Consider the following 15,360-nt stretch of genomic DNA (forward strand, 5'->3'; position numbering starts at 1 on the left):
TTTACCCTACCAGCGGAGGATAGCTACGATCTTAATCTACGTAGCCCAGGGATCCCACCAACACTGCCATTCGAATAAATACCCCATTACTCATTTGTTTGAAGATTCGACTACGTTTACATTCAACGACATCGTCTGCAATTTCTACTCCGCGGTTAAATGGGGCTGGATGCATAATGATAGCTCCTTCTTTCATGCGTTTTTCACGTTCAACCGTTAAGCCATACTGCTTATGGTATTCTTCTTTTGTTAACTGCATTCCACCGTGATGACGCTCATGTTGAACACGAAGTAACATGATAATATCCATTTCTTCTAGCACCTCATCTAAGTTCTCCCATGCGTATCCTTCTTCTTGGAATTGTTCAGGAGCTACTAAGTGAACCTCCATTCCTAATCGGTTCATGACCTCGATATTTGTGTGAGCTACACGAGAGTGCGCGATGTCACCAACGATTGCAATTTTTAATCCTTCAAATTTACCGTACTCTTGATAAATCGTTAATAAATCTAATAATGATTGGGTTGGATGATTTCCACTTCCATCTCCTCCGTTGAAGATTGGAATGTTTAAATTAGGAATTAATTCTTCGAAGTAATTATTTTGTGGATGGCGAATTACCACTCCATCAACTCCAATTGCTTCAAACGTTTTGACAGTATCGTATAACGTCTCACCTTTTTGAACACTTGACGTTTCAGCTGTGAAATCCATTGTTTTTAATCCTAATTTTTGTTCTGCCATCATAAATGAGTATTGCGTTCGTGTACTCGGTTCAAAAAAGAGATTAGCTACCACTTTTCCTTCAAGTTGTGGAATTGTTTCACCAGATGCATAACGATTGGCACGTTCTAAAATTTCCATAATTTCTTCTACTGTAAAATCTGACAATCGTGTTAAATGTTTAATAGCACTCATAATTTCACCCTTTTTTATATAAAATTAAACAATATTCTTCCTTTTTTAACAATATTTTCTATAAAAATATTTATAAAAAAATCAGCAAAGAAGCTGACTTTTTTATAAAGGACTAAATAGCCGTTGTTTGTTCCTTAGTCATTACTGTTTCTGAAGTTGTTGATTCTTCTCCAACTACTTCTAATTCAAATTCAGTTTTGTTAGATCTTTGTCCATAAGAGGCTTCTTTATCTGGTAAGATTAAGTGTAAGATCACACCAATAATTGCGGCTAATGCCATTCCTGATAAAGTAATTTGACCGATGTTGATCGTTAAGCCTCCAATTCCTACGATTAAGATAACTGCTCCAATAATTAAGTTGCGTTGACGTCCGAAATCGATTTGGTTATTGATTAAGACGCGTGCCCCTGATGAAGCGATAACTCCGAATAGAAGAATACTTACTCCCCCCATTACGGCACTAGGAATTGTTTGAACTAATGCGGTAAACTTACCAATAAATCCTAAAGCAAAGGCTGTCACAGCTGCTCCACCGATGACCCATACAGAAGCAACTTTTGTTAATCCAATGACTCCTGTATTTTCACCATACGTTGTATTAGCAGGTCCACCAATAAATCCAGCGAAGAATGTTGCTACTCCATCACCGATTAATGTACGATGTAACCCAGGATTTTTTGTTAAATCACGCCCGACGATTGATCCCAAAACTAAATGATCTCCAATATGTTCTGTAATTGTTACAATGGCTACTGGCACCATGATTGCTGCTACTTCTAAGTTAAAGACTGGTTTTGAGTGTAAGAACGCAAAATTAGGCATAGCGAAGAGGCTTGCTTCATTAACTGCGCTAAAGTCGACTAATTGGAAAGCGACAGCTGAAATATATCCCACAACAATTCCGCTAAAGATTGGAAGTAGTTGTAATAACCCTTTTGTATAAGTTGAGACAATAATTGCTGTTAATAATGTAATTAAGGCAACCACTATATGTTCTGATGCCATGTTAACAGCTGTTCCTGCCAAACTTAACCCAATGACCATAATTGTTGGTCCGATAACAACCGGCGGTAAAATTTTATTTAACCAATCTGTTCCGATAAACTTAATGATCAAAGCAATCACTAAATAAACTAGCCCAACCATCATTAATCCACCCATTACGGCTCCGTAATTTGGATGACTCGCAATTGAACCATCTGCATTCAAAGTTGCTCCAAGAGCTAATGCTGAAGTAATTGGGGCGATATAAGCAAATGATGATCCTAAATAAACAGGTGATTTCCCTTTTGTAACAAATAAATAAAATAACGTTCCAATTCCTGATGATACTAATGCTAAACTAACTGGTAGTCCTGTTAACATCGGAACAAGTACTGTTGATCCAAACATGGCTAACACGTGTTGAATGCTTAACGCAATCCAATGTGCTACTTTCGGTTTTTCATGCACATCTAAAATTAATTTCTTTTCCATTATAATTCCTCCTTAGATGACTTATCCTATCGGATATCCTTACTTAGAAAGAACACGAAGTTTGTAATAAGTTAGTTTAGACTAGTTAAGTTCGTTCCTATAAAAATTCGTAAAATTCTGCAAGATTGCTTACCTAGTATTAGTCATATTAGAAACAAGATATCATTCCAATCTAGCTTCGAGCAGCAGATTTTCTACCAAGTCACCTCATGTCATTAAACTCAAAATTCGAGTTTAGACTACGAACTACGACCTGTATGAAATTTCAATTGCCACTTTCAGCTTTTTAAATAAAAAATCCTCTTTCAGCTAACTTAGGTAGGCCAAAAGAGGATACACGAATTCCATTAAAGGAAGATATAGTTCTATTATCTTTTAAACGTGTTCTTCTCAGCCTCACGGGACCGAATTAAAGCTTTCTCAGTAATTATAGGAGAAACAGGAAAAAAAGTCAACCTTTAATCAATTTTAATCACAATATTCGACTCTATTTTTTATTTAGGCTTGTCCCTTCCATTCATTCAAAAATTCCTCGACGAACGTCACCATGAATTCATGGCGCTGATTAGCGATTTTTTTCGCTGTTTCTGTATTCATTAAATCTTTTAATTTAAATAATTTTTCATAAAAATGATTAATAACTGTTCCTTTATGTTGGCGATAAGCCGTCTCATCTTCAAACTCCATTGGTAGGATATTTTCATCATACATTTTAGTTCCTCTTGATCCACCATACATAAATGTTCGACCAACTCCAATTGCTCCAATGGCATCTAATCGGTCCGCATCTTGAACAATTTTGGCTTCAAGTGTGTGAACAGGTTCACCTGTTCCCCCCTTATAAGAAATATTTTCAATAATGTAGAAAATTTCTTTAAGCTCTACTTGGCTACATCCAAGTGTTTGCAAAAAGATTAATAATTTAGCCTGTTGCTCTCTTGAATCTTCAAATAACTTGGAGTCAATGACATCATGAACTAACGCTGAAATTAAAACGACACGTTCATTTCCACCCTCTGATTTTAAAATAGCTTTAGCATTTTTATAAACACGAATCGCATGATCTAAACTATGACCACTCGTATCTTTGCCTAGCTCCTCTTCTAAAAATTCAACAATACGTGGATAGACTTGTTCCATTTTATTCAGTCCTTTCATAGATGCTTGATTAAACTTATTATATCACCCTCACTTTAAAACGTCTTTTAAATTCATCAAACAAAAAAAGGAAGTCACTAAAGACTTCCCTTAAGCTGTATATGTTAAATAATGATAAAGCGCACCTATTAAATTTGAATCATTTCTAAACGTACATGGAACTACTTGGACACCAGGTTTATAGTTCCCAAAATTATCTGAGAAACTATCCACATTTTTTCTAATATATTCTAGCAATAATGGTTGAGCACTAATTCCCCCACCAATGGCCACACGCTGTGGATCAATTACACATTGAAGGTTAACAATTTGTGCTGCGATTTGTTTTGTAAATTCATCTAAAATTGCTAAAACTTCTTCATCTCCTTCATTTGCTTTTTCAAAGATGAAATAACCATCCACCTCATCTGGATTTAACTGTTTTACTTCAGCCACTTTACTTGATAATTGTCTTGCTCCACCGCTAAATCCCCACGTATATTCACCATCATCTAATTTTTGATTATTTAAACGCATTGAGCTAAACTCTCCTGCAAATGATGACGAACCTTTATGAACCTTACGGTTAATGACAACCCCTCCGCCAATACCTGTTCCAAGAACAATGACAATCGCATCATTCACATCTTGCAAGCTACCTCTCCACACTTCTGCTAAAGCTGCACATTTCCCATCATTTTCAATTGTGACCTTAACAGGACAGCGCTCTTGAATTAATTTGACAATTTCCACGTCTGTATTATATCTTAAAAATCCTCCACTATAAGCATAACCACGTTCAACATCTAAAACCCCTGGCATACTAATGGCTATTCCTTCAACTTCATCTTGATACTGATCATACAAAGAGCCAATAACTTCAATTAAACTTTCAACTTTATCAAGTGGTGTTTTAACACTACCTTTTTCTAAAATGGTAGCTTCTTCATCCATTTTTGCATATTTAATTGCACTTCCACCGATATCTAAAACTAAATACTTTTTCACGTAAAATCCCCCTCACTTAAAAATGAATTCGTTTACAGGGTTATCATATCACTTTAAGTCAGCAAAATTTCAAGCATTTTGTTAGTTTTATCTAATATTTAGTAATTCATTCGCACTCTCTATATTATAAGGATAAGGTTTATCATCTGCTTAATTGAATAGCCTCACGTTTTAACCATTCTAAAGCTTTTCCTGTTAAATGAGGAGATAAGGTTTCGACTACTTTTTGATGATACTGATTAAACCAAGCTAATTCTTCATCATTTAACATCTCAACAATGATTGCTTTTGTATCAATTGGGAAATACGAGATCGTTTCAAACTCATAAAACTCTCCATATTCAGTTGCACATTTTTCAACAACGAGTAATGTATTTTCAATGCGAATTCCATGGCGACCCGCTTCATAAACCCCTGGCTCATTTGTTGTCATCATTCCTGGTTGCAGAGGAACAGTTTGTGTTAATCTAAATCCTTGTGGCCCTTCATGAACACCACCAAAATAAGAAACACCGTGTCCTGTTCCACAACGATAGTCTAAACCATGCGACCAAAGTGGCTGACGTGCTAAAATATCTAAATTTCCTCCTGAGCATCCTTTTTGGAAGACTGCTTTACTCAAATTAATATGGCCTTTTAACACTAGAGTATAATGAATTTTCTCTTCTTCTGTTAATTTACCTAAGACAAATGTACGCGTAATATCGGTTGTCCCATCTAAATATTGACCTCCAGAATCAATGAGTAAAAACCCTTTTTTCTCAATCACTGAGCACTTTTCTTTTGTCGGATTATAGTGCATCATCGCCGCATTTGCGCCATAAGCAACAATGGCCCCGAAACTTGATCCATAGTTTAACGGCTGACGTCGACGATAAACTTCTAAAATTTCACGTACATCGTATTCTGTCACTAATTCCCCAGCATCTAACTTTTCATAAATCTCCTGCATAGCACCGACTAAGGCACAACTATCTTTGACTTGGGCATTGTGCGTATTTTTAATTTCCGTTTCATTTTTGACTGCTTTTAAGTTGTTTACAAGATCAAATCCCGCTACAACTTCAGCCCCTTCATGATTGACTAGCACATGATATAAATAATAATTCACCGTCTCAAGTGGACATAAAATGCGCCCAGACACAACAGATGAGGCCAATATCTCATCGATTTCATCGTACTCCTTCAAGGTCACTCCATTAGTTGTTAAGTAGTTAGTCACCTCATCTGATAAGCGATGCGAATCAACAAATAAATAAGCTGACTCTTCTAATACAAGTGCATACGATACCACTAACGGATTAAATAAAATATCATCCCCACGAACATTAAATAACCAAGCGATACTTCCTAATGACGTTAACACATATCCGTTTAAGTTTGATTTTTTCATCTCTTGACGAACCATGTTTAACTTATCAGCACAGCTGTATCCCGTATATTTGGTCTCATGAATAAAAACATCTGTACTTGGAATCGCTGGACGATCCGTCCAAATTGAATCTAATAAGTCATGTTCTCCACAGACTTTGATTTTTTTTGGCTCAAATGTTTTTAACATTTCTAAAACATTTGAGGCGGCTAATACTTTTCCATCAAACCCCACACAACTTCCTTCCTGTAATGTATTAGCTAAATACTCAGTAATTGTCGGGACACCTGATTGTCCCATTTTAAATAATTGAACTTCACTACCAGCAAGCTCTGACTCTGCCTGAATAAAGTAACGACCATCTGTCCAAAGTCCACTTTCTGTCTCAGTAACAACTAGTGTCCCTGCTGAACCTGTAAATCCTGATAAGTAGGCGCGTCCTTGCCAATGTGTTGCGACATATTCACTTAAGTGCGCATCTGCACTCGGAATAATGTATGCTTGTACCCCAATTCGTTTCATTTCTGTTCTTAATGCTTTAATCTTTTCATTGACGTTCATAGTTTTCTCACTCCTTATTCACGTTAAGAAGATTGTAGCACGTTTCCTATCAACAGTCATTTATTGGAAAAAGAAAAAACGACTAAATCGTCGTTTCCTCAAAGACAATTATTAATCACGAGTAATAATGACCGATAATTCGGGATAATTTCATCTTCACCTAAAACGGTAACAAAGTGTGAGAGGACGGGTTTACACTGTGCTAAAACATCCTTTTCAAGTTGTTCTGGCAACACATTTAGACAAATATCTTTCACAGCATCTCCTGTCCATTCACTTGGAATTTGATCTCGAATCGTATACATCGCTAAGACAAATGTTTGAGTAATTAACTTATATTGTTCCTTCGCTTGTTCACTCAAATCATCAAGTGCTTGTTGGATTTGAAGCGTATCTGTAATTTGGTCTGCAAACATAATTAACTTATCAATATCTGACTGTTCACTCTCAATGACTTTAACTGTGTTAGAACTTGCATTCTGTAATTCTTCAAAAATATATTCGGCAAATTCATGAGCTCGCGCTGTATGATAATCGATAGAAAGTTTTACATCAATTTGTTTACAAACATCTTCAAGTAGTGCATAAGTATCTTCATCCTCTGCAATAATTTCACACGGTCTAATTTTAAGTTCAAGAAATTGCTTTGCTAGTTCTGTAACAATATCTGTCAAGTAAAGCGCAGCTGTTTCCTGAACATCCAGATAAAAAAGTTGTCCTTCTTCAGAATCAACAAGTGCAGTAACAAGCATAAAAAATGGTTGGCCAGAACCGACCTCAACGACAGGATTAGGCAAATAAAACTGAATTGCTTCTAATGTAATTAGTAATTTGGGTAATTTCTTCACTCGATAAGCTAACAAATCGTTTTGAAAAATAGTTTTCTTAGGCGTAGGTGCTTTCTTATACAATGTAGCATCGACAAACGTACCGTCCCATCCTTTTTCTTCTGTATAATATCTTAAATAATATTTACTATCATAAATCTCTGGCACTTTTAAATCTTTCGTCAACTCTAATCTTGCGACAATCATTGCTTGCTCTAATGCTTTCGTTAAAAATCGACATTGCCATCCATCCGTTAGATACCATGAATAAATTCCTGGATGATGATAACGAAATCTTGGACATTCATTTTTCCCTTTAAACTGATAGCCTAAAAACATCGCCTGCTCATCATCATGCTCTGTCAAAGCTTCTGGGTTTTCAAAGCTCACGGTTAAACAATTTTTCTTAACCTCTGCTTTCATGAAAATATGATCCATATACGCTAAACTCGCCTTATCATATAAATAGCGATACGATTGATAACCGGCCTCTCCTAAATAGACTGATAATGAAAAATGCTCTCCCATCATTCCCATAATGCTACAAAATCCATCTATATCTCTCTCATCATCGTGAATGATAAATACTTGAGAGGCATACATCCATTTCCATGGTTGTAATTTTCGAAAAGCAATTGCTGCTTCATACAATTTGTGCAGCTCAACATTTGTCGCAATCCCCATTACACATCACCCTCTCTATGCCCATCTTAAATCCCTCTACTTAAATAATATGTCGTTACATCAAGAATCATGTTAAATTAAAACATTTTCACATTTAGGGGGAATTTTAACACGATTTTTATTGAATTAGACCTTGTTTTAACTTATAATACGGGTATTGTAGGTATTTTATAGCATTATTTAGTTTATAGTATTGTTGATTATATTCTCATTATTTAACAATATACAAAATACACATTAGGGGAAAGAAGGAATTTAGTTGAAAAAGAAGTTAAGTTTAGTACTATGTTTTGTATTAGCAATTGGACTATTATCGGGATGTGCAATTTCACCAGAGCCAATTACTGCAGAGACAGCGTCTGGATTATGGGATAAAGTTTTCGTTTTACCATTAGCTTCATTTATTACATTACTTTATAAATTATTAGCTAATAACTTAGGTTTCGCGATTATCTCAGCAACAGCAATCGTTCGTTTAGTATTAATGCCATTATATTCAAAATCAAATAAATCAATGGCAGTTATGCAAGAAATCCAACCAGAAATGCAACGTATTCAAAAGAAATACGAGAACAAAAAGGATCAAGCGTCTCAAGTTAAAATGCAACAAGAGATGATGGAACTTTACAAAAAATATAACTATAACCCTATGATGGGATGCGTGCTACCATTCTTACAAATGCCAATCTTCTTAGCATTCTACCAGGCTATTTCTCGCCATCCATTAATTAAAGATGCTGGTGCAGCTGAGTTCTTTGGAATCAATTTAGGAGCAACAGGTACAATACCAAACTACGTTTTAGCATTCATCGTGGCTGGATTAACAATTTATTCTCAACGTTTAATGAATAAAAACATGGCTGCTAACATGAATTCTCAACAAAATCAAACAAGCAATATGATGATGAAGGTTATGACTTATTACTTCCCGTTTGCAATGTTCTCAATCACGATTGGGACACCATTCGCATTCGGTTTATACTTCTTAACTGGACAAATTATGACAATCGTTCAATCGTTAATCTTCAAACGTCCAGGAGCGAAAAAATAATAATGAATTTTAAAGCTTATTCTATTTGGAATAAGCTTTTTTTATAGCTAATCATCTCCACCCAACACCGATGTGACGAACTGGCTCTAGCAATGTCCTTAATTACTGTTTTATATGATATGTCTTTCATCTTCTTAAAATATAGCTACCAGTTGTATAACAAAAAAATTATAAAAGTATTGTATGTTCGGCATATTTAGACACATCCTAAAAAACTCTAATGTTATATTATCTATGACACAATGATTCAGAAGATGAAAAATCAATTAACTCTATAGACAAATAGAAATGTTTTTCATCTTTCTAAGTCAGTCTTAGTAATTAACCGTGTTCGATATTAAGGCATCCTATCGTCCAGGGGTCACCTAGTGATTTCTGAAAGAAATCTATTCCTCAACTGCTAGGGCTTGGGTCACCTAGCGATTTCTGAAAGAAATCTATTCCTCCATTACTAGGGCTTTAGTTTTTACACTGTGAAAAACTTATCTGAACTTATATATTTAATTTAGACAAAATCACATGTGGCGATATCCATTTATTGATCTTATTTTTTCAATTACAGTGATTTTATTCATAATAAATGAAAAATAAATTTCCTTTATGACAGTATTTCACCTTAAGAGAAAGAAGGCATTCAATTGAAAAAGAATTTTAGCTTATTATTATTTTTAGTTTTAACCATTGGATTATTATCGGGATGCAGTATTTCAACCGAGCCTATTACAGCCGCAACAGCAACAGGACTTTGGGATAAATTATTCGTATTACCACTAGCTAACTTTATTACCTTTTTATATAACATCCTTAATAATAATCTAGGTCTTTCGATTATCTTAGCAACAGCGATTGTTCGTTTAGTTTTAATTCCATTATATTTAAAGTCAAATCAATCAACCATGGTGATGCAAGAAATTCAGCCAGAGATGGAGAAAATGAAAAAGAAATACGAACATAAACAAGATCAGGCTTCCCAAGTTAAAATGCAACAAGAGATGATGGAACTTTATAAAAAATATAATTTTAATCCTATGATGGGATGCCTATTACCGCTATTACAAATGCCAATTTTCTTAGCATTCTATCAAGCCATTTCTCGCCATCCGTTAATTAAAAATGCAAGTGCTAATGAGTTCTTTGGAATTAATTTAGGAGCAACAGGAACGCCGGCAAACTGGATTTTAGCTCTAATCGTTGCAGGTTTATCCATCTACTCTCAACGTTTAATGAACAACAATATGGCAGATACTATGAAAAATTCTCAACAAAATCAAGCGAATAATACAATGATGAAAGTTATGACTTATTACCTTCCATTTGCGATGTTCTCGATTACAATTGGAACACCATTTGCATTTGGTCTATACTTCTTAACAGGAGCCATCATGCAAATCATTCAATTTCTTATTATCAAAAAGCCACAACGAAAAAAATAACAATAAACATTAAAGCTTATTTTATTTGAAATAAGCTTTTTTATATTCTTTAACCACTTAGGTAATCTTTAATGAAGAACAAAAAGCTATCATCTATTTGATAGCTTTTCATTAAGAATAACTTTCAGTGACACATTTTTGTAAGTGAATATAATTCGGAATGAGTTCTGCTTCTCCAACGACATCTAAATAATGAGTGAGAATATCTGGGACAATCTTTAACTCTTCTTCTGTTAATAAGCCAGGTAAGACCTCTTTACACGCACGTTCCACATTCTGTACACTCCAATGATCTGGCAATTCTTGAAAATGACCTAACATAACAACATGAAATAACTCAACTATATTCGTAAACTGCTGTTTTACCCCTTCTGGTAGATGGCGACTTAAAGCATCACACTCTAAAATATTTTGACAGATTTCCCTACTTGTTAATAAAACTAAATCGATATTTTCTTCAATATCTACTTCCATTGAGGCATCAAATTGCTCTTCAATCTTCATTAAATCACAAACAAAATCTGTGGCTGCCTCTAGCTCTGGAACTTTCATAAGTGGAATTTTTGTTTTATCTGAAAAATCTTTAAACTGTCTTAAAACCGCCTCACAATCCGTGACTAAGCATTGGGGTTTAAACTCTAAATCTTTTATTAATGTATTGGCGAATCGAGATAAAATTGTTTCTTGACTTTCTAAGCTGGGGCTTGACATTTCTGCAAATACTAATTGTTTCGTTTCCTTTTCTAAAATAGCCGTAATCATCGGATAGTATGCTCTTGAATCCCCCTTCTCTTCAATAGGACGAGGCATTAAAAATCGCGCGATTTCAAAAACCATATTCGTACTTGGAAGTTTAGAAATACGATAAGCTGCTAATTCATTTTCATAACGTACCCCTGTCTCTTTCATTTGCTCTAAGAAGACAGATAATGAAATTTTTAACGTTTTCCAATTCCCTTCAAAATCTTGTAACCTCATTAAGACCTGATCATCTTCTAACGTAAATGAAGGCGTTTCTTTAACCAGCTCTGCTAATTCACCCACTTGTTTTAATGCCTGTGTTAAAAAGCGGCACTGCCAACCACCTGTCAGTGAGATTGGGACAAAACCAGCTAAACAATCTCGAAATTGTGCTACAACCTCTCGGTTACGTAACTCTGAAACTCGATTAAACCCCACTGATAAACAAGTCTCTCGAGATAGAAGACTATCGAGTGTTTCATCTTCAATCGTCAATTGGTTAAAGTCAAGCATTTCGATATAATGACGAAGCCCATCAATGCCAAGATAGACTTTTAATCCTCTTTCATCTGATTTATTTCCAATAATGCAGCAAAACCCCATAATATGTGTTTCAGGATCTTCTACCACTAATAACTGGTATTCACTGATCCATTCCCAAGGCTGCAATCTTTCAAATTCATCGGCCGCTTCATATAATGATTTCAATTCTAATTTAGTCGCCTTCACCATTATCTCTCCCTTAATATCATTTTCTATATTATGGTATTTTTTATTTATTTTTACACATACTGAAAAAATTATTAATGTAAAAATGTAATCAAAGGATAGGCTTAAAATAAAAATGCATCTTTCTTGCGTTATATTTGCTTGTGATTTATTTTATATTTAGAAATAAATTAAAATTCTCACAATATCATAATTGTAAAATCAAGTTATCCTGATAATACTATTTCTTAGGTGAATTAAACGATCCATTAAATATCTATTGCGAGCTAATCTATTTCTTAACTTGACTATTGGAGGGACCATATGATTCAATCTGTATTATTAAAAAATGACGTATATTGGTTAGGTGTCTTAGACCCAAATCTAGATGTCTTTGATATCATCATGGAAACAAAATACGGGACAACTTATAACTCTTATTTAGTAAATACGACTGAAGGAGCTATTTTAGTTGAAACAGTAAAAGAAAAATTCTTTGATACATACTTACAAAAAATCGAAGAAGCAATCGGTGATTTAAGTCAGATTAAGTATATTATTACCAACCACACTGAGCCTGATCATGCAGGTTCAATTGGACGCTTAGTTAAATTAATTCCTGGTTTAACAGTCATTGGTTCTAAAACAGCCATCACTTATTTAAAAGATATTTTAAATATCAGCTTTAACTATTTAACAGCTGACAGCTTAAAAACATTCACACTTGGAGAGAAAACATTCGATTTTATCCCAGCTCCATTCTTACACTGGCCAGACTCAATGTACACTTACCTCAGTTCAGATAACGTGTTATTCACATGTGATTCCTTCGGATCCCACTATAGTCCAAAACACGGAATTAAGTTATCGGAAGTGCCTGCAAGTGAAGAGGAAGCTTTCCAAGATGCTCTACTTTACTACTACACAGCCATCTTCTCACCATTTAAGCCATACGTAATTAAAGCCATCAACAAAATTAATGATTTAAAATTAGATATGGTTTGTACCGGACATGGCCCAGTCTTAGATACACGTATCGATGAAATCATCGAAACCTATCGTAACTGGTCAACTCCTGCTAAAAAAGAAGGACCTAAAAAAGTGGTCATGCCTTACGTATCAGCTTACGGATATACAGGTGAATTAGCCGAAGCTATTACAAAGGGAATTCATGAAGTCGATCCAACGATTCAAGTCATTCCTTACAACTTAGATATTTTAAATTATCCACAGAAGAAAGATGAAATCTTAGCACACTTTGCAGATGCAGATGGAATCTTACTTGGTACATGTACCATTAACGGAGATGCGCTTCCAATTATTTGGGATTTATCAATCAACTTAAACCCAATCGTTCATGGTGGAAAAATTGTGTCCGCCTTTGGCTCATACGGATGGAGCGGAGAAGGTGTGGATAACATCATGGACCGTTTACACCAACTTCGTATGAAAGTCATCGATGGATTCAAAATCAAATTCCGTGCATCTGAAAGTGAAACACAAGCAGCTATCGATTTCGGTAAATTATTTGCTAACAGCTTATTAACAGGAAAAGTCCCAGCTCGTAAAAAAGAGACAGGAGCCGCTCTAACTGCAGAAGAATTAAATCCAAGTGGTAAAGTTGTATTATGGCGTTGTATCATCTGTGGAGAAGTTTACCCAGGTGTTCTACCACCAGAAGTTTGTCCTGCGTGTGGAGTAGGTTCTGATTTATTCGAAATTTATGAAGAAGAAGTAATCAACTTCAAATCAACAGCGGATGAAAAATTCGTCATTGTTGGTGGTGGAGTTGCTGCTGTGACAGCTGCAAATGCGATTCGTGTTCGTAATGAAGTTGCATCAATCACAATGATTAGTGCAGAATCAAGCTATCCATATTACCGTCCTGCTTTATCAGATTTAATCGTGAAAGATGTTCCAGCTCAGGAGTTTAACTTAAACCCTGAAAATTGGTATACCGAGAATCATATCAACGTTCAATTAAACACGAAAGTAACAGCATTAAATGTAGATGAAAAAGTATTAACGCTTGAAGATGGAAGTACAGTGACTTACGATAAATTAATCTTAGCAACGGGAACTTCAAACTTCATCCCACCAATCCCTGGTACAGAAGCAGAAGGTATCTTCTCAATTAAATATAAAACTGACGCATTAGCATTACGTAATTATGCAAAAGGTAAACAAAATGCCGTTATCATCGGTGGTGGCGTCTTAGGATTAGAGGCTGCTGATGCATTACAAGAATTAGGATTAAATATCACGGTATTAGAAGTTGCTGATCGTTTAATGCCTCGTCAATTAGATGAATCTACTTCATCATTCATTTCAAACATTTTAGCCGAACGTAAAATTGATGTTCGTACAGGTGTTCAAGTTCAAGAAATCATCAATTCAAATGGTCAAGTTAGTGGCGTAAAATTAGCTGATGAAACAATCAATGCTGATGTGGTTGTGATCAGTGCCGGTGTTCGTGCAAATACACAATTAGCAACGATGGCTAACATTGAAACTAATCATGGGATTGTGGTTAATAATCAAATGCAAACATCAGTGGCTGATATCTATGCTTGTGGGGATGTTGCTGAATTTGAAGGGATTTCAACAAACTTATGGGCACCTGCTATCGATCAAGGTAAGGTTGCTGGTATCAATGCTGTTGGCGATCATGCAGAATTCTCTAATAAGGTGGAGCCATTATCATTAATCGCCTTCGATACAGAAGTCTTCGCAATGGGGACATATCCAACTGAAAATATTGAAGAGTACCAAATCTTATTAGACTCTAATGCAAAAACGGGTCACTTCAAAAAATTATACTTCAAGGAAGATGAACTTGTTTATGGTGTCTTATTCAAAGATATCTCAAAAGCAAGCGTGTTATTAACAGGTGTTCGTAACGGTGACGATTATGCAACAGTTGTTTCAAAATTATATCGTTAATTTAAAAAGGAGCTGTCTCAAAATAGCTATAAATAGTTAAAATTCGTTATAGAGAGCATCTCTTTGAATCATAAGTATTAAAATAACAAAAGGACTCTGTAGTCTACGAAAACATCTTAAATGGGCCGGGGAAAATAATTTCCCCATAAATAGCGAGCAAGCTCGCTAATCATCCCATATTTTGAGTTTTCTTGACCTTAGAGTCCCTTTTTAATACTTATTAAAAAGAATGATGAAGTTTTATTAGTTCTATAAGTTAGGATTCACTGATTACTTTAATTTTTTCTCTAATAAATGACACACTTTTTTGAAACTTTATATATTCATCTTGTACTAAAATCCTCTTCAATGAAGTAGAAATTTCATTTTTGATGATTAATAACCGATGCATTTCTTCTATTAAAATAAATTTGATATGAAAATTTTCATGATTTGAATGAGCCAATTAGTTTCAAAACCGTTGTGCCGCTTTATAGGAGAGAAAATATTTGCTAATCAG

The 15,360-nt window shown here is 34.9% G+C and carries 10 protein-coding genes; 3 read left to right on the forward strand and 7 right to left on the reverse strand.

The features are described from left to right. Nucleotides 1–31: 31 nt before the first annotated feature. The 6 genes from AT726_RS05045 to AT726_RS05070 all read right to left on the reverse strand — a co-directional run bounded on the left by AT726_RS05045 (nt 32) and on the right by AT726_RS05070 (nt 7,985). Nucleotides 32–919, reverse strand: a complete 888-nt coding sequence (locus AT726_RS05045; RefSeq protein ID WP_055275273.1) for an aspartate carbamoyltransferase catalytic subunit — start codon at nt 917–919, stop codon at nt 32–34. A gap of 112 nt (nt 920–1,031) precedes the next feature. Next, nucleotides 1,032–2,396, reverse strand: a complete 1,365-nt coding sequence (locus tag AT726_RS05050) for a solute carrier family 23 protein (protein ID WP_055275275.1) — start codon at nt 2,394–2,396, stop codon at nt 1,032–1,034. Between the two features lie 498 nt (nt 2,397–2,894). Then, the gene (locus AT726_RS05055; RefSeq protein WP_055242526.1) at nt 2,895–3,536 is read right to left on the reverse strand and encodes an HD domain-containing protein; all 642 of its coding nucleotides are present in this window, start codon (nt 3,534–3,536) and stop codon (nt 2,895–2,897) included. 108 nt (nt 3,537–3,644) lie between these two features. Continuing rightward, complete coding sequence (locus AT726_RS05060) at nt 3,645–4,541, reverse strand: ROK family protein (protein WP_082411188.1); 897 nt, start codon at nt 4,539–4,541, stop codon at nt 3,645–3,647. A 142-nt stretch (nt 4,542–4,683) separates the two neighbouring features. Continuing rightward, entirely contained in the window at nt 4,684–6,474 is a 1,791-nt protein-coding gene (locus AT726_RS05065; RefSeq protein WP_055275277.1) for an aminopeptidase P family protein, read from the reverse strand. Nucleotides 6,475–6,572: 98 nt separating this feature from the next. After that, entirely contained in the window at nt 6,573–7,985 is a 1,413-nt protein-coding gene (locus AT726_RS05070; RefSeq protein WP_055275278.1) for a DUF7309 domain-containing protein, read from the reverse strand. 259 nt (nt 7,986–8,244) lie between these two features. Here AT726_RS05070 and AT726_RS05075 point away from each other — a divergent pair, with 259 nt between their 5' ends. Both AT726_RS05075 and AT726_RS05080 read left to right on the forward strand, forming a co-directional pair. Continuing rightward, the gene (locus AT726_RS05075; protein WP_055275279.1) at nt 8,245–9,036 is read left to right on the forward strand and encodes a YidC/Oxa1 family membrane protein insertase; all 792 of its coding nucleotides are present in this window, start codon (nt 8,245–8,247) and stop codon (nt 9,034–9,036) included. A 638-nt stretch (nt 9,037–9,674) separates the two neighbouring features. After that, entirely contained in the window at nt 9,675–10,469 is a 795-nt protein-coding gene (locus AT726_RS05080) for a YidC/Oxa1 family membrane protein insertase (protein WP_055275281.1), read from the forward strand. 111 nt (nt 10,470–10,580) lie between these two features. On the opposite strand, the gene AT726_RS05085 is transcribed toward AT726_RS05080, so the two are convergent. Then, a complete protein-coding gene (locus tag AT726_RS05085) occupies nt 10,581–11,939 on the reverse strand; it encodes a DUF7309 domain-containing protein (protein WP_144436956.1) in 1,359 nt (452 codons plus the stop codon). Nucleotides 11,940–12,242: 303 nt separating this feature from the next. On the opposite strand from AT726_RS05085, the gene AT726_RS05090 reads away from it, so the two are divergent. Then, the gene (locus AT726_RS05090; protein ID WP_068759176.1) at nt 12,243–14,861 is read left to right on the forward strand and encodes an FAD-dependent oxidoreductase; all 2,619 of its coding nucleotides are present in this window, start codon (nt 12,243–12,245) and stop codon (nt 14,859–14,861) included. Nucleotides 14,862–15,360: the final 499 nt, after the last annotated feature.

Origin of the sequence: Turicibacter sp. H121 (genome assembly GCF_001543345.1) — a bacterium.
Taxonomy (GTDB): Bacteria; Bacillota_I; Bacilli_A; order MOL361; family Turicibacteraceae; genus Turicibacter; species Turicibacter bilis.